The following is a 15,573-nucleotide window of genomic DNA, read 5'->3' on the forward strand; positions in this document are numbered from 1 at the left end:
TTTTAGCTAACTGAACCGCTTTGCTTGTGAAGCGGGAAATCTTCGACATGAACCATCGGTGGTTTCCCGCTTCATTCCACTAGTTCTGACGGTCGAAACCGACGCTGTCCAGCGATTCACCAGAGCCAATTGTTCGGGTTCAAATTCGTGGTCTACTCGACGCTCGCAATCGGCGTCCTCTCGTTTGGTGTCTGGGCACACCATATGTTTGCGAGCGGAATCGATCCCAGGCTCCGGGCGTCGTTCATGGTAGTTTCTCTCGCAATTGCGGTCCCAACTGCCGTAAAAACGTTCAACTGGATCGCGACGATGTGGAACGGACGGATCCGCCTCACAACGCCGATGCTGTTCTGCATCGGGTTCGTGTCGAATCTGATTATTGGCGGTATCACCGGCGTCTTTCTCGCAGCAATTCCCATTGACCTCATTCTCCACGACACCTATTACGTGGTTGGTCACTTCCATTACTTCCTCATGGGCGGAACCGTCTTCGCGGTCTTCGCCGCGATATATTACTGGTTCCCGCTCGTCTCAGGGCGAATGTATCAGAAGACTCTCGCAAAGTGGCATTTCTGGTTGAGTATGCTGGGCGTGAATATCACGTTCTTCGCAATGCTTCTGATGGGGTATCTGGGAATGCCCCGCCGATACGCAACCTACGAATTAACGGTCGGTCCGGTCGATGTACTCACGGCTCTCCATCAAACGGCTACGCTGGGGGCAGTGATCATCACGGTTGCCCAACTCATCTGGTTCTATAATATGGTCACGTCTTGGCTCGAAGGGCCGCGAGTACCGGATGCTGATCCATGGAATCTCAAAGAAAATGGGCTCCGAACAGCAGAATGGGCGTGGTTCGAACAAAAACGCGAGACCGCGTTGGCTGACGGGGGCGAGGAATCGGACGAGGACTGCAAATAATAATTCCGGGATATCGGGTTCGAGTATTGTACACTATTGCCAAATACTTAATAGACTAAAGGACCTTTCTACATGATATGGAAAAGAACGTCGGCGGTCTCGACAGAACGGCACGGCTCGTCCTCGGCCCACTCCTCGTTGCGGTCGGTGTCGCAGTAGCGGCAGGCTATCTCGATATCGGACTCGCAGGCACGATTGGGTTGGTGGTCACTGCACTCATCCTCGTCGCAGGTGTAATCTTCGTCGTCACTGGAACGACGCAAAAGTGCCCGGCAAACCAGGTCGCTGGGATCAACACGCACGACAAGTAGAACTGATGGACGCAAGACACTCGTCGTCGCCAAAATCGACGGTACGGCTCTACGGAAGCACGTAGGCAGGCGGAAATGACGGTGACCAGTGTTCTGGTTTTTTAGCTCGCCAACCCGCTCGTGGAGACATCCGGCTACTTGAATTGTTTCTTCAATTTCCGAACCAGTAGTTTATTCGCCCACCCTGACCGACATCTACCTGAAAAATATGCCTTTTTCCAAGACGGGAGAAAAATACGTATAGAACGGGTTTTCAGGAGCCAGAGTGGTTAGTATTACCATTCACACCTATTCGAGTGCACGCAAATAGCTGTGGATATCGCCGTGACGGGGACTGGAATACGTCTCGCGATATTTCTACCTGTAATGCTGAATTCGGATTCGCTTGAACGGTGGTACCTATGAGTACTCCAGAGTCACGGATAGATGTCGAACGGTTTGTCTCGAACTTTCTCGAGTTCCAGTACCGCGAGGTGATGATGGTCTTCGCGACGCTTGCTGTCGTGGCAGGATCTATCGTCTTCTTCCCCGGATTTGATAAACTCAGTAAGGGCCTGCAAGCCGATATTTCGCTTACACTGATGGCGGCGTTTATTCTCGTTGCAGTTATCGCTGGGGTCGTCAAGGGGATGGTGGGCTTCGGCTATGCACTCATCACGACGCCCATCTTCGCCTCTGTGATCGATCCAACTTTCGCAGTCGTTGTCCTGGCTATTCCTCCGTGGATGATCAACATGTTCCAGATCGGAGAGACCGACACCGGTTTATCCTTCATCCGCGAGGAATGGGTTCTCGTCCTGCTAGCTATCGTGGGGTCGGTAATCGGAGTCGCGTTCCTTGCCGAATTTAACACGGGTCCAATCGTTCCGTTTCTCATCGGCCTCGTAATCTTTGGCTACGTCGTCTTCCAGATCGTTCAGGGCTTCGTCACCGTCGAAGAGACGCACAATCCGCTAGGACTCAGCGTTGCGGGGTTCCTCGAAGGGTTCCTCCTGGCTGTCGCGAACCTCGGGCCGCTGCTCCCGGCGTACTTCCATACGTTTGAGCGGGACACCGAACGGTACATCGGCGGCCTCTCGATGGTTCTCGGCACCGTATTCACAGTCCGGATTATCCAGATGGCCCTGTTCACGGACCTGCTGACAACCTATCGGCTGTGGCTCGGATCGGTGATCGCAGTCGTCACCATCGTCGGCCTCCTGCTCGGAACGTACCTCCGCCGTCTCGAAGTGGACGAGGAGAAGTTCAACTGGTTCGTCGTCGCGTTGCTGTTCGTCATCTCACTCAATATCTTCCGGAACACGATTCCAGCGCTCTTCCTGTGACCCGGACGTAGTTTTCGGTACGAAACGTCAGCGACATCCGACCAAAAGAGCTCACTGGCCGGCGTCGTCCGTCGTGTCGTCGATATCCTTCTCAACGATGTCTTTCCGCGAGACAACTTCGATCACCGTCTCCGAACCGATTGCAATCCCGCCTTCGATATCTTCAACGCGGAGTATCACGTCTTCCGGACTCGTACAGCCGCAGTTGACGAACTCTTCCCACTCGTCGCCGACAGCGACAGGTCCTGCATGGGACCACCGAAGGTACCGACGGTACGTGTGTTCCGTCATATTCTCCCGGAGCCACTCGCTGTCTGCGACCCACCAGTCATCGGTGTCGTCTGGATCAGTCTCCGGTGACCGGAACGAAACGAGGACCCGATCCGCCTGATCGTCGACGGAGGCTGGGTCTGTCGTGTTGACATCGTGTCGGACACTCGACCCCATCAGTCGTCGGCCTCCGTAGCAACTGCTTCAGGACTCTCAGCCGACGCCGCGTCTACTGATTCGAGCCACTCCTCGGCGTCCAGGGCGGCCATGCTACCCATGCCGGCGGCGGTGACCGCCTGCTGGTACTCGCGGTCCATCACGTCACCGGCCCCAAAGACGCCGTCGGCGGCCGTCGCCGTCGTCGCCCACGCATCCCCTGCGGTGGACGTTTGAACGTACCCGTTGTCGTCGAGGTCAACGTGGGTGTCCCGGAGGAAGTCGGTGTTGGGCTCGTGGCCGATAGCGTAGAACACGCCACCAACCTCGACCTCCTCGACTTTGACGTCTTCACCGGCTTCGTACTTCTGGGCAGGGTAGCCATCCAGGTGGAAGACGAGCGTCGCACCGGTCACGCCTTTCTCCTGAGACCCCTTGATCGCCAAGAGTTCAGTGTTCCAGACGAACTCGACGCTATCGTGATTGCGAGCGCGGTCAGCCATGATTTCCGAAGCTCTGAGTTCGTCGCGGCGGTGGACGACGGTCACGGAGTCAGCGAACTTCGCGAGGAAGAGAGCCTCTTCCATCGCGCTGTCGCCGCCACCGACGACGAGAACATCGTCACCGCGGTGGAACGCGCCGTCGCATGTCGCACACGTCGAGAGGCCATACCCCATTAATTCGTCTTCTCCCTCGGCGCCGACCCAGCGAGCGCTCGCTCCCGTCGCGACGATCAGCGCGCGGGTCAGGAGCGACTCACCGGTCGAGATCGACAGCTCCAGCGGCTGTTCGTCGAGCTCCGCAGACTCGATGCTGCCATGCCGGAACTCGGCGCCGAACTGCTCGGCCTGCTCTTTCCCTCGCTGGATCAGCTCCATCCCACCGACGCCGTCCGGGAACCCGAGATAGTTCTCAACGTCGGTCGTCAGCGTCAACTGCCCGCCCGGCTCGTCACCCTCGAGCACGAGTGGGTCGAGATCGGCCCGAGCCGCGTAAACGGCTGCCGAGAGACCAGCAACGCCCGAACCCGCGATGACGAGATCCTGTATTTCCTCAGTCATTTACTCGGTGTACCTCCCGATCAGGGAGCGCAGTTGCTCTTCACCCTGCACCCCGACGATCTCCTCGACCTGCTCGCCGTCAGCGAACAGAATCAGGGTCGGGACGCCCCGAACGCCGTATGCACCGGCAAGTTGCTGGTTCGCGTCGACATCGACCTTGGCGACAGCAGCATCAGTCTCCGCGGCCAGCGTCTCGACGACCGGTTCGAGCATCTGGCAGGGACCACACCAGTCGGCGTAGAAGTCGGTGAGGACGACATCGTGCTCGGCGACGACCTCATCGAGTTGGGACTGACCATTGATGTGAAGCGGTTCACTCGTGGTAGTGGTGCCAGCGTCGGATGCAGTATCGGTTGCCATCACCAGTACGTTGGCACCGACGGTAATTAAGGATTTTGGACAATACACACAATACTAACCAATATAATTTCACGCAGCTCCGTGAGTGTCTCTGGACTACAGGAATCCCAGCCCACCAACAAAACGGGTGAGACCTGAGACAAAAAGAGGAGAGTTAGCTTTCAGCAGCGGGAGCGGAGGTGTCGGACTGCTCGTACTTGGTTTCGAACTCCTGGATGAGCTGGCCCATCTTCGCGTACCAATCGTTGAGCATCCGCTGCATTTCGTCCACGATCTGCGACGGATCCGTCGGCGAGTAGACGTGGTAGTAGCCGCCCTGCTCGTAGTTGACCTGATCTTTCTCGATGAAGCCCGTCTGGAGCAGCCGCTGGACGGCCCGGTACGCAGTCGACCGTTCACGATCGACAGCCTCGGCGATTTCGTCGACAGTCAACGGCTCTTTGGCGTCGACGAGCGCCCGGAAGCACTCCTTGTCGAGTTCTTTGAGACCGTGGAAGCACTCGAGCAGTCCCTCGCACTCCATGTCCCGACGGAGTTGTTCAGACATCGAATCTGGCATTGTTATCGCGTATCTGTACGTGCTGGGCTGTTAAAAGACTTGTGTGCGGAACCTACAATCTTGTACGAACCCGTGGTCGAAACGGAGGGAGACAAAAATCTCGGCCGGACAAAGACTTGTGTACTATGGCGGAAACAGCGGGAGTGCTTGTCAGTCAACGATAATGGAATCAGTGTCGGCAGAGGTCGTCCGAAGCTCCTGGATGGAGCTGTAAACGACCGCACTACTGACGAGGAGTGCCGCACCGAGGATGATGACCAGTGCGACTGAGTCAAGGAATGGCATCTCGATGACACCGCCGATTTTGCGCACGGCGACGGCAATCGCTCCCAGCAGCAGCATCACGCCGAAGTACACCTTGATTTCATCCTCGTCGACGATACTCGTCGCCGCAGCGCCGACCCGGGCCCCGAGGGCGCTTCCCGCGAGCAGCGGAGCGACGATCGCGAGATCAACCGCACCGTCGAGTGCATAGAGGAAGCTCCCGATTCCGCCGGAGAAGACGATCTCGAACAGATCGGTTCCGACCGCGACGGGGACGGGGACGCCCACGAGGTAGAAGAGGGCAGGCATCCGGATGAAGCCGCCACCCACACCGAGGAAGCCGGACAGCAGTCCGGTGGCGAACGCGACGGCGAGGATCATCCACAGCGAGACCGTCACGCCGCCGCGAAGCGTCATCATCGGCGGAACCTCGTACGACTGGATCTGCTTCGCGATATCAGGGATTTCATCCGGGTCCAACTCACCATCGACATCGGCATCGTGGCTGATGCCGCCGCCATCGTCTGTGAGCGCTTGGCGGGTAACGAACAGGCCGATACCACCGAGCAGGCCAACGTACGCAACGCTGACCACGGTATCAGCCAATCCGAGGTCCTGCAGTAAATGAAGACCCTGCTTCCCGACTTCGATGCCTGCCGTGGTGCCCGCGATCATCAGCACCCCGAGCTTGTAGTCAACTTGCCCGAGATCGCGGTGTTTCAGCGTCGCGATGACCGACGTTCCAAACACGAAGGCGAGCCCGGATGCGACGGCGACGTCGGTCTTGTAACCCATCACGAGCAGCGCTGGCGTGACGAGGAACGACCCGCCCATTCCGAAGAACCCGAACAGGAGGCCGATGAGCAGGCCGAACCCGGTGAACATCACGAGTAGTGATGCAGCGATGCCGAAGATCTCCATCACTGGTCACCTCGAATTGCAGCGATGATCTTCGAACCGACAAGCTTTTCGAGTGCTCCATACCCAATATAGAGCACGACTGCCTCCAGTAGCACGATTCCGATAACGGTCGCTGCTTGTCCCCATCCGCTCAGCGATTCAACACCGGTCATTATACGCCACCCCTTCTTTGACGATTAAACTTGTCTGTTTCATACTTCTCTGCGCAATTCTACGTAGCCGACTAGAGTACAAAATGGTTTTGGGATTATCACACAATACTATATCCGGGTAACCAAGAGGGGAGTTCCGATAACTTAGAGAGAACATATACGCCAAAGCAGCTCTGGAGATCAGCCGGTGCAAGTCGGACTAACACCACGGACAGCGCTCACCTGCCAAGCAAAACCATGTTGTCGGAACACGACTAATACCCGGTATGAAGGGCCTGTGCGCGACCGACCTGTCGGCTGCAAGCGAGGCCGCCATAGAGAACGAAACCTGCCTCGACTGCCTGGGACGTATCGGCGTCGACACGATCCATCTAGTGACAGTCGTCCCGGCGAACGTCCACTCCGGCATGCCCGGGGTGAATTTCGAGGAGCGACGCCAACAGGCGCTCGACCAGTATCGGACGGTAATCGAGTCCGCCGGGTTCGACGTCGAGACCCACGTCGTCCGTGGGACCCCCTATCGACGTATCAACGGTATCGCTGAAACCGTCCACGCGGACCTCGCAGTCGTCGGTTCCCGGGGCCAGAGCCCACTCGAGAATCGTATCATCGGCTCAACCGCCCGCAACCTTGCGCGGACGACTGTCGTTCCGTTACTGGTCAACCGCATCGAGCGGGGGACCGACGACCCCGAGGTTCTCCGAGAACATCTCTTCCAACGGATGCTCTTCGCGACGGACTTCTCCGAACACGCCGACCGGGCGTTCGACGCCTTCTCGTACCTCCGTCACGCGACCGAGGAAGCCACGCTGGTTCACGTGCAGTCGCCGAAAGACGAAGGCGTCGACGCCGATCCCAGCCCAGAAGAACAGCTGACCGAGTACGCGAGTACGCTGGAAAACTGGGACATCGAGACACGAATCGAGGTCCGGTACGGAGATCCTGCCGACGAAATCCTCGCCGTGGAAGCAGAAGTAACGCCGTCGACGATCCTCGTCGGGTCGAAAGGACGAAGCCGTATCCGGCGACTCCTGTTGGGCAGCGTTTCAGAGGAGATCGTCGCACAGGCGACGGGAAACGTTTTCCTCGTTCCGCCGCCCCGGGCAGTCTGAGAAAGACACCACCAGGGCCCCGATATCGCAGAGCGTCGGCAGCTCAAGCGGTTCTCAGATTGCTTGTGAAGCCCACGAGACGGGACCATCACGGATTCTTCAGTCTTCCTGTGACGCCTTTCCCCACTCCAACTCTCGCAGGCGCAGGCGGCTCGTGCGTACCGAATTCGGGATGGGTCTCCTCCATCCAAACGTACACCACTGTACCTGACACGAACATCAGCCCGGCAGTCACGTAGAACGCGGCCGCCGCATTCACGAACTCCATCGAGAGTCCGATCAGGACCGCGCCGACAGCGTACCCGGAGTCCCGCCACATCCGGTAGACGCCCATGCCCGCCGATCGCCACGTCGGGTGGGCCGCATCGCTCGGGACCGTCATCAGGTTCGGGTACAGCAGCGCCATCCCCAGCCCGGAGACGCCGGCTAACACGACCCACGGGAGGTAGCTATCGACGAGCACCATCCCGAGGACGCCCGCGCCCGCGAGGAACATCCCGGCGATCACGGGCGGACGCCGACCGATGCGATCCGCCAGCCCGCCTGTCGCGATCTGGAGGAAGTACATCGCGCTGTGAACACCGACGACGACCCCGACCGCTGCGATGCCCAGCCCCTGGCTCGTGAGGTACAGCGGGACGGCGATCCAGAACAGTGTGTCGACGAAGTTCTCGATGTGGCCGGCCTGTGCGGCGGCGAACAGCGTCCGGTCGCCGTAGGTCGCGCGCTTCAGCACCTCGTCGAACGGCAGGTTCGCATCGTGGTGGTCGTCGTCCCCTTCGGCTTGGGCGTACTGGACGGTCTCCTTGATCAGAAAGATCGAGATGAGGAACGCCAGCACGACGACGATAGCCGGGAAGTAGAACGGTTCTGGCCGCAAGCTCCACTGGCCGGCGATGATACCCGTGATCCAAGCTCCAACGGCGACACCAGTATAGCCGAATGCCTCGTCGATGCCGACCGCGAGCCCGCGCTGGTCAGGGCCCGCGAGGTCGATCTTCGCGTTGATCGCCATGCTCCAGGTCAACGCCTGGTTGATCCCCAGCAGGACGTTTCCGACCGTGATCCAGCCCCAGCTCGGGGCGAAGATCAGGATAATCGGCAGCGGGAGCGCCGTCGCCCACCCGGCGATGAGGACGGGCTTGCGGCCGTACTCCTCGCCCCACTTGCCGGCGTAGAGATTGAGGAACGACTTCACGATGCCGAACGACACGACGAACGAGCCGATCACGAGGAACGACTCGACGCCGAGGACGTCCTCCCCCAGCAGGGGGACGACGGTCCGTTCGGAGCCGATGGTCAGCCCGGTCGCGAAGACGAGCAAGACGTGCAGCGAGAACTGCCCGAGGTGCTCGCGGATCCCCTGTTTGAGTTCAGTTGGCGTAGTCATGGATTACTCGGCCGCACAGTTGTTCGGGCCCAGTTCCAGCTCGGCCAGTTCGTCCTCTGGGACCGACTCCCGGCCGACGTTCGTCCGCTTGACGCGTTCGAAGTTCGGCGGGTGGTCCGGAATGTCCGACGCGAGCTCCTCAACGAACGCCTCCCGGTTGCGGCCGAGGTCATCGTTCCGTTCTCTGACCTCCGCGAGCGTGGCAGCCACCGGCGGTTCAGGCGAGCCCGGATCGTGCGCCGGCAGGATCAGGGCGTCATCAGGGCGGTCCAGCAACCGCTGGAGGCTCTCGTACAGCGTCGCGGCGTTTCCCTCGACGTCGGAGTCCTCAATACCGGCCTCGACACCGAGTTCGACGCGGCCGACGCTATCGTGGAACAGGGTGTCGCCGGTCAGAAGCGCCGCGCCCTCGAGGTCGAAGGAAACGCTTCCTTCGCTGTGGCCGGGCGTGTGGACGACATCGATGTCCAGGCTCCCGACCGTCACAGTCTGTCCATCTCCGACCGGCGTCGCGTCGAGTGCGAGCGCATCCTTCGGGTGGAGATAGTACGGAACGTCGTGGCGGTCAGCTAGGGCTGCCGCGCCTGAGACGTGATCCGCGTGGGCGTGCGTGTCGAAGACAGCAACGAGATCGGCGTGGAACTCCTCGAGGACAGTGTCGTACTCGTCGAGATAGTGTGACGGGTCGAAGACGGCAGCTTCGCCGTCCGAGACGAGGACGTGAGAGAGACAGCCTTTCCCCGGCCGGGCAACTTGCACGAGGGTGTCATCACTGTCTACGGGGACGTTCGCGTGCCGGTGGACGCGGCTCCAGCCGTTCATTCCGTCCGTCAGGGTCACCGCGTCGTATCCCAGTTCCCGGAGGACTTCTGTCGCAGTCTGAGAGACGACGCCTGCCGCACAGACAGTAACGATTTGTTCGTCACTGGGCAGGTCAGAGAGCGGCTCCATGGCTTGTTCCGGGTCGTCAGTCAATTCGTCATAGACATCGACGTGACGGCTTCCCGGGATGTGCCACTCCTCGAAGTCCGCTTGATGGCGAATATCGAGCACAAGTGGCCCGTCATTATCATCCTGCAACTGTTCACCGAGTTCCTCGGGCGATATCTCCTGCATCGGTAGTCCAGGATAGCAGGTATATTCGCATATGGGTACTGCCGGACATGACCGGCACTGCTAATTACACCGAGTTCGAAACTACTCATATGGGACTATACGAGGCGTCAATTCGGGTCAAACACGAATGCCCGTACCGGAAGATATCGGAGCGATACCCGGATCTGACGATCCGCGAGTGGCCGTTGAGCGACTGCCAAGTGCTTGAGATCACGACGGAGACAACGCCGACCGACGAACTACTCAACGAAATCAACGAGATCGGTACTGTACTGTATGAATCGGCAGACGACAGTGGATACCACGTCGTCACCCAGTCCTGTCTCTGCTCGCTCGAAGACTCCGTCATCGACCGCTTCGAGGACCACAACTGCTTGTATCAATCACCGACGATATACCGCCAGGGTTGGGAGCATTACACGGTCGTCGCGTTCGATGGCGAAGACGTGCGCGAATTGCTCGAATCGCTTCGTTCGGACAGAGAGATCGAACTCCTCTCGAAGACGTCGATCTCGGAGACACAGATTCCGCACAGTATGCTGGCGCCGGCAAATCAGCTGTTCGAAAACATCACTGACCGGCAACTGGCCGCGCTCCAGCTCGCCCTCGAAAGTGGCTACTATGAACAACCTCGGAAGACGTCTCTCCGCGACCTCGCCGAACAAACTGCCGTCGCTCGCTCGACGTACGAAGAACATCTCCGAAAGGCAGAAAACAAACTGCTCACGAATGCAGGCCAATTCCTGCGGCTGGTCACCGCAACCTTAACGACCGACCCGCTGGGCGTCGAGAGTGGTCGAGAGCCCGAACAAGCCGCGGACTAACGCTGTCAGTAGCGGCTACAACAGCAGCGTGCCAGCTGCATACGCGAGCACGAACGCAAGGAGGAACGACCCCATCCACGCTCCAACGGTCATACCGATTTTCCGGGCATCCACCGCTTCCCGACCCCCCACCGCAGCCCCGCTCCCGATAATGGCGCTGACGACGATCTCGTTGAATGAGACCGGGACGCCCAGCAGGACGGCCAGCTGTGCGATCAGGAACGACGGCACGAGCGCTGAGATCGAGCGGCGCGGCCCGAGCGACGAGTAGTCCTGTGCGAGCGACTTGATCATCCGGGGCGCACCCGTCCACGAGCCGACGAGCATCCCGAGGCCGCCGCCGACGAGCACGGCGAACGTCGAGACCATCCCGACCTCATCGAGCAGCGGGAGCAACGGCCCGACGGCGAGCCCGACTTGGCTCCCACCTGCGGAGAACGCCACGAGCGATCCGAGTGCCAATAGTACCCGACGCAGGCCGCCGTGTTTGTCACGGCTGACGTCCCACCAAACGACGGCCGCGACAGCCAGCGCGGCGAGGCCGGTAATGCCGACCGCCGAGACAAGTCCGTCGACTGCCAGCACCCGCTGACCGAGACCACGGACAGTTCCAGCCGCACTCCCGTCACCGAGAAAGCTGAACTGGACGTTCACGAGGACGGCCCCGACGAGGCCGGCGAGGACGGGAATACTGCAGCGTTCGGGGACGTCGGGACGCGGAAGGAGGCTCGCGATAGTGAACGCGATGCCGCCACCGACGAACGGCGTCAGCACCCAGACGGCGGCGATCTGCTGGTACTTTGCCCAGACCGGCGTCCCACCGAGCGCGAGACCGACGCCGATGACGGCGCCCGTCACGGTGAACGCAGTCGCGATCGGATAGCCCGTCGTGATGCCGACCGCCATCAACCCCGCGCCCAATACGAGCACGAGGATAACGCCGGCGACGGGCAGGCTGATGCCGCCGACGAGACCGCTCCCGACGGCTTCCGAGACGTTGCCACCCTGGGTAACGGCACCGGCGAAGCCGAAGACTCCCACGAGTAGCGCGGCGCGCATCGTCGCGATGGCGTTCGCTCCAACGGCAGGGGCATACGGCGTGGCGCCGCTTGAGCCGGCGCCGATGACCCACGCCATAAACAGGCTGGCAAGCGCTGCACCGGCGAAGAGGGCGATGAGAGCGGGGTCCATAGAAATGGGTTAGTCTGCGCCCGTCGCGGCGGTGTCACGCGCCTGACGCCGGCTCCGCCAGTATCCCTGGGCGTAGGCGCCGACGAACATGCCGGCGAGCGCCCAGAGGATGGTGACGTTGCCGACGCCGAGGCTCGCGTAGGCGGCGCCCGGGCAGATGCCGGAGAGCCCCCAGCCGACGCCGAAGACGGCACCGCCGACCAGGACGTTCCGGTCGAACGGCTTCAGCCGGCGCTCGTAGGGGTCGCCCGTCAGGGGCGCAGCGTCCCGAATCCGGGGCAGCAGGGCGAACGCGATCCCGGAGACGATGGCGGCCCCGAACATCACGAACGGGAGGCCGAGATCCTCGAACTGGAGGAAGTTCAGCACGACCTCCGGGCGCGCCATGTGGCTGAACCCGAGCCCGAACCCGAACACGATGCCGCCGACGAAGATCAGCGGCTTGAACAGCGGGTGGCGGTCGCTCATGGGCTCACCCCCAGCGCGGCGACGACCTGTGCCGTGCCGATCGCCACGGTCAGGAACGTCAGCACGCCGACCAGCGATGTCTTCGACGCCGAACCGACGCCACAGACGCCGTGCCCGGACGTACAGCCCTTGCCGATCCGGGTGCCGATGCCGACGAGGATGCCGCCGACGAACAGCCGCCACGGCTGGACGTCAGTCTGCCAGAGCGTCACGCCGGCGACTTCGTAGAGCTGGCCGGTCGTCCCAGGCTCGTACAGCGAACTCGTGACTAGGCCGGACTGGAACGTCGCCGCGAACGCCAGCCCGCCGAGGATGATGCCGGCCGTGAACACGAGCCGCCAGTCGCGCGAGCCGACGTACTGCTGGAAGCGGGACTGGTCGGAGACGTACGACAGCGTCGACTCCAGGAACGTACTCGCCCCGGCTGGGATTCCCGTCCCGATGTAGATCAGGACGGTGCCGAGCCCAACGAGCAGTCCGCCGACGGCGTAGCGACTGATCCCGTTGGGGAACAGGTCGGCAGCCGCTTGGAGCAGTACTGGGTCAGCAACCATCGGCGTCGTCAGTCACCCGCGAGGGAGTCCTGGCTGGCTGCGCAGTTGTTCGGGCCGAGCTCGAGCGTGAACGCTTCGTCGTCGTCGACGGCGTTCTGGCCGAGGTTCGTCGCGATGATGTCCTCGTAGTTGGCCGGCCGCGGCGGCATATCCGAGAGGATCAGGTCGACGAACTCGTCCTCGTTCATGGTGAGCGCGTCCATCTCCTCGACGAGCTCGCCGATGGGCGCCGTGAAGGTGCCGTCGGAAGCGGGTTCCGCGGCGTCGCTGAAGTGCGCACCGCCGATCAGCGTGTCGTCGGGCAGCGTCAGCACGCGCTCCTGTAAGGACTCGTAAAGCATACGCGCAGCATCCGGCGCACCCTCGTCCCCTTCCTCGAGGTCAGGGCGAGCGACGCTCTCGATGAACAGCCCGTCGCCGGTCGCGAGCAGGCTGTCGTCGACGAGGTACGAGGTCATTCCGGTCGTGTGACCCGGCGTGTACACGGCCCCGATGGTGGCGTCACCGACCTGGAACGTGTCGCCGTCCGCGGCCGTGGTCAGCTCGTCCGCGTAGGTGACGCCGCGGTCGACCGCCGCCTCGGGAATGACGCCCTCCACGCCCTCGGCGTCCAGGTCGCGAACACCAGAGATGTGATCGGCGTGAACGTGCGTGTCCAGCGCGTACTGCAGGTCGACACCAAGGTCGTCAGCGTCCGCGAGGTAGCGGTCGGTGAACGCCCGCAGCGGGTCGATGATCGCGGCCTCACCGTCATCGTACAGCAGGTAGCCGAGACAGCCCGAGGAGGGACGCTGGTACTGCAGCAGCGTGCCGGCGCCGTCGTAGCCGGTGACCTCGACGGCCTCGTAGATGCTCGCCCAGCCGTTCATGCCGTCCTCAAGGTGGTCGACGGCGTACCCGCGCTCGGCGAGGGTGCCCGCGACATACTCGCTTGCGCCGCCCTTCGCACACAGGACGGTCACCTCGCGGTCGTCAGGGATCTGCTCGAGGATGTCCTCATCGATGTCGTCCTCGAGGAACTCGAAGTACGGGACGTTGATCGACGTGACGTTCTCGCCGTCGATACGCCACTCCTCGTAATCCGATTGCATGCGCGCGTCGAGGAGCGTGACCTCCTCGCCGGCGTCGATACGATCCTTCAGCGTCTCCGGGTGGACTGAGTACACGTCGACGTCCGGAGTCGGGAAGTCGTCAGCGTTCATGTTGTGCAGTCGCTTCTACTGGGTGGTCGCACAAAAGTATTTGGATAGTAGTTCCATTTTTGGACAATACTATTCTGGGAGACTCTACGATTCAACCGAGTCACACCGCCTGTATAGGGATTATTACCAGTTCAATGCCTCAGATAGAGCGTAGAGTAGTTGGTGGCTTCCACAAAAATCGACAATCTTTTACTTGGGGAAGGGGTATTGTGCGATAGCTCCAATATAGACTCACGGAGCAGATACCCAATGAGTGCTGAATTCGACATCACGGAGACACTCGACGTCAAAGGCGCATCGTGCCCCATGCCAGTAGTGAAGACGAAGTCCGCTATCGACGACCTCGTGGAAGGTGAAATCCTCGAAGTGCTGGCGACCGACCCCGGAAGTATGAGCGACATCGACGGCTGGGCGTCCGGGACTGACGGCGTCGAGCTCGTCGACCAGGAGGAAGGCGACGACGTGTTCAAACACTACGTCCGCAAGACGGAGTGACGATGAGTACGGACACATCCGACGCGTCGGCTGGCGAGGCGCCCTCGCGTGCGGAGCTGGCCGCACGCGTTGACGAACTGGAGGACGCCCTCGCCGAAGCCACGAGCGAGGACGACGGCAAGAAGATGAGCATCATCGCGACGAAGGGGACGCTGGACATGGCGTACCCGCCGCTCATCCTTGCGAGCACCGCGGCCGCCTTCGGCTACGAGGTCACGGTCTTTCACACGTTCTGGGGGCTGGACATCCTTCACGAGGAGCGCTCGAAGAACCTCAAGCTCAGCTCCGTCGGCAACCCCAACATGCCTGTACCGAACGCGGTCGCCGCGCTTCCGGGGATGGACCGCGTGACGACGAAGATGATGGAGCGGAAGATCGAGGACAACGACACCGCAACCATCGAGGAACTCATCGAGACGAGCCTCGACATGGGCGTGGAGTTCCAGGCCTGTCAGATGACCATCGAGCTGATGGACTACGACGAGGACGACTTCTACGACGGCGTCACCACCGGCGTCGGCGCGGCGACCGCCCTCCAGGACATGGCCGACGCCGACATCCAGCTCCTCGTCTAAACTCTGATGAACAAACTCGAGAATCCGATTCCCCAGATTGTCGATGCCGTCGCGGAGGCAGCGGGCGTCGAGCCAGTCACACTCGATCCGCCGCTAGCCGAGGTCGTCGATCCGGATGCGCTCGAAACGTTGGTCGAGGATTCGAGGGCGTCTGACCTCGAAGTGCGATTCGCGTATCGTGGTCACGATGTCGTCGTCGACGACAGCGGTCGTGTACAGGTCGACTGAAGCAGACTGTCGTTTCTCTCACTGCACCCCGTACTTCACCGAATACCCCCTCAGCGGTCCCGTTTGGTTTCAACGGATACTCGGCGGTGAGACCGGCCGTGTGTATGATCGCCCAAGT

The 15,573-nt window shown here is 61.1% G+C and carries 20 protein-coding genes; 8 read left to right on the forward strand and 12 right to left on the reverse strand.

Features of this window, described 5'->3' with window-relative positions; all coding sequences use genetic code 11:
- Nucleotides 1–54: 54 nt before the first annotated feature.
- The 3 genes from D8896_RS16305 to D8896_RS16315 all read left to right on the forward strand — a co-directional run bounded on the left by D8896_RS16305 (nucleotide 55) and on the right by D8896_RS16315 (nucleotide 2,557).
- The gene (locus D8896_RS16305; RefSeq protein WP_205596876.1) at nucleotides 55–921 is read left to right on the forward strand and encodes a cbb3-type cytochrome c oxidase subunit I; all 867 of its coding nucleotides are present in this window, start codon (nucleotides 55–57) and stop codon (nucleotides 919–921) included.
- Between the two features lie 77 nt (nucleotides 922–998).
- Nucleotides 999–1,232: a YgaP family membrane protein gene (locus D8896_RS16310; protein WP_121823190.1), complete on the forward strand. Its 234-nt coding sequence runs from the start codon at nucleotides 999–1,001 to the stop codon at nucleotides 1,230–1,232.
- 401 nt (nucleotides 1,233–1,633) lie between these two features.
- Nucleotides 1,634–2,557, forward strand: a complete 924-nt coding sequence (locus D8896_RS16315; RefSeq protein ID WP_121823191.1) for a sulfite exporter TauE/SafE family protein — start codon at nucleotides 1,634–1,636, stop codon at nucleotides 2,555–2,557.
- Nucleotides 2,558–2,608: 51 nt separating this feature from the next.
- Here D8896_RS16315 and D8896_RS16320 read toward each other — a convergent pair whose 3' ends face one another.
- The 6 genes from D8896_RS16320 to D8896_RS19560 all read right to left on the reverse strand — a co-directional run bounded on the left by D8896_RS16320 (nucleotide 2,609) and on the right by D8896_RS19560 (nucleotide 6,300).
- Complete coding sequence (locus D8896_RS16320) at nucleotides 2,609–3,004, reverse strand: hypothetical protein (protein WP_121823192.1); 396 nt, start codon at nucleotides 3,002–3,004, stop codon at nucleotides 2,609–2,611.
- Nucleotides 3,004–4,044: an NAD(P)/FAD-dependent oxidoreductase gene (locus tag D8896_RS16325; RefSeq protein WP_121823193.1), complete on the reverse strand. Its 1,041-nt coding sequence runs from the start codon at nucleotides 4,042–4,044 to the stop codon at nucleotides 3,004–3,006. Before D8896_RS16325 ends, D8896_RS16320 begins: the two co-directional genes overlap by 1 nt.
- Nucleotides 4,045–4,404, reverse strand: coding sequence for a thioredoxin (trxA, locus tag D8896_RS16330; RefSeq protein ID WP_121823194.1), 360 nt, complete (start codon nucleotides 4,402–4,404; stop codon nucleotides 4,045–4,047).
- 154 nt (nucleotides 4,405–4,558) lie between these two features.
- Nucleotides 4,559–4,963, reverse strand: a complete 405-nt coding sequence (locus tag D8896_RS16335) for a helix-turn-helix domain-containing protein (protein ID WP_121823195.1) — start codon at nucleotides 4,961–4,963, stop codon at nucleotides 4,559–4,561.
- 150 nt (nucleotides 4,964–5,113) lie between these two features.
- Entirely contained in the window at nucleotides 5,114–6,148 is a 1,035-nt protein-coding gene (locus D8896_RS16340) for a sulfite exporter TauE/SafE family protein (protein ID WP_121823196.1), read from the reverse strand.
- Nucleotides 6,148–6,300, reverse strand: a complete 153-nt coding sequence (locus tag D8896_RS19560; protein WP_162991606.1) for a DUF7512 family protein — start codon at nucleotides 6,298–6,300, stop codon at nucleotides 6,148–6,150. Before D8896_RS19560 ends, D8896_RS16340 begins: the two co-directional genes overlap by 1 nt.
- A 266-nt stretch (nucleotides 6,301–6,566) precedes the next feature.
- On the opposite strand from D8896_RS19560, the gene D8896_RS16345 reads away from it, so the two are divergent.
- Entirely contained in the window at nucleotides 6,567–7,412 is an 846-nt protein-coding gene (locus tag D8896_RS16345; RefSeq protein WP_121823197.1) for a universal stress protein, read from the forward strand.
- Between the two features lie 88 nt (nucleotides 7,413–7,500).
- Here the strand turns inward: D8896_RS16345 and D8896_RS16350 are convergent, their stop codons facing one another.
- Both D8896_RS16350 and D8896_RS16355 read right to left on the reverse strand, forming a co-directional pair.
- Complete coding sequence (locus D8896_RS16350) at nucleotides 7,501–8,802, reverse strand: MFS transporter (RefSeq protein ID WP_121823198.1); 1,302 nt, start codon at nucleotides 8,800–8,802, stop codon at nucleotides 7,501–7,503.
- A 3-nt stretch (nucleotides 8,803–8,805) separates the two neighbouring features.
- Nucleotides 8,806–9,918 carry an MBL fold metallo-hydrolase gene (locus D8896_RS16355; protein WP_121823199.1) on the reverse strand — a complete coding sequence of 371 codons (1,113 nt, stop codon included), beginning with the start codon at nucleotides 9,916–9,918 and terminating at the stop codon, nucleotides 8,806–8,808.
- Between the two features lie 89 nt (nucleotides 9,919–10,007).
- Between D8896_RS16355 and D8896_RS16360 the strand changes: the two genes are divergently transcribed.
- Entirely contained in the window at nucleotides 10,008–10,742 is a 735-nt protein-coding gene (locus D8896_RS16360; RefSeq protein ID WP_121823336.1) for a helix-turn-helix domain-containing protein, read from the forward strand.
- 15 nt (nucleotides 10,743–10,757) lie between these two features.
- On the opposite strand, the gene D8896_RS16365 is transcribed toward D8896_RS16360, so the two are convergent.
- From D8896_RS16365 to D8896_RS16380, 4 genes are read right to left on the reverse strand one after another with little or no spacing between them, the layout of a single operon-like run.
- Entirely contained in the window at nucleotides 10,758–11,933 is a 1,176-nt protein-coding gene (locus D8896_RS16365) for an inorganic phosphate transporter (RefSeq protein WP_121823200.1), read from the reverse strand.
- A 9-nt stretch (nucleotides 11,934–11,942) separates the two neighbouring features.
- On the reverse strand, nucleotides 11,943–12,401 hold the full coding sequence (locus D8896_RS16370; protein WP_121823201.1) for a YeeE/YedE family protein: 459 nt from the start codon (nucleotides 12,399–12,401) through the stop codon (nucleotides 11,943–11,945).
- On the reverse strand, nucleotides 12,398–12,955 hold the full coding sequence (locus tag D8896_RS16375; RefSeq protein WP_121823202.1) for a YeeE/YedE family protein: 558 nt from the start codon (nucleotides 12,953–12,955) through the stop codon (nucleotides 12,398–12,400). Before D8896_RS16375 ends, D8896_RS16370 begins: the two co-directional genes overlap by 4 nt.
- An 8-nt stretch (nucleotides 12,956–12,963) precedes the next feature.
- The gene (locus tag D8896_RS16380) at nucleotides 12,964–14,157 is read right to left on the reverse strand and encodes an MBL fold metallo-hydrolase (RefSeq protein WP_121823203.1); all 1,194 of its coding nucleotides are present in this window, start codon (nucleotides 14,155–14,157) and stop codon (nucleotides 12,964–12,966) included.
- Nucleotides 14,158–14,406: 249 nt separating this feature from the next.
- Between D8896_RS16380 and D8896_RS16385 the strand changes: the two genes are divergently transcribed.
- The 3 genes from D8896_RS16385 to D8896_RS16395 are packed head-to-tail and all read left to right on the forward strand — an operon-like array spanning nucleotide 14,407 to nucleotide 15,455.
- Nucleotides 14,407–14,652 carry a sulfurtransferase TusA family protein gene (locus tag D8896_RS16385; protein WP_121823204.1) on the forward strand — a complete coding sequence of 82 codons (246 nt, stop codon included), beginning with the start codon at nucleotides 14,407–14,409 and terminating at the stop codon, nucleotides 14,650–14,652.
- 2 nt (nucleotides 14,653–14,654) lie between these two features.
- Nucleotides 14,655–15,227, forward strand: a complete 573-nt coding sequence (locus D8896_RS16390) for a DsrE/DsrF/DrsH-like family protein (RefSeq protein ID WP_121823205.1) — start codon at nucleotides 14,655–14,657, stop codon at nucleotides 15,225–15,227.
- A gap of 6 nt (nucleotides 15,228–15,233) precedes the next feature.
- Nucleotides 15,234–15,455, forward strand: a complete 222-nt coding sequence (locus tag D8896_RS16395; RefSeq protein ID WP_121823206.1) for a HalOD1 output domain-containing protein — start codon at nucleotides 15,234–15,236, stop codon at nucleotides 15,453–15,455.
- Nucleotides 15,456–15,573 lie beyond the last annotated feature (118 nt).

The organism is Halostella salina, from assembly GCF_003675855.1.
GTDB lineage: Archaea > Halobacteriota > Halobacteria > Halobacteriales > Natronoarchaeaceae > Halostella > Halostella salina.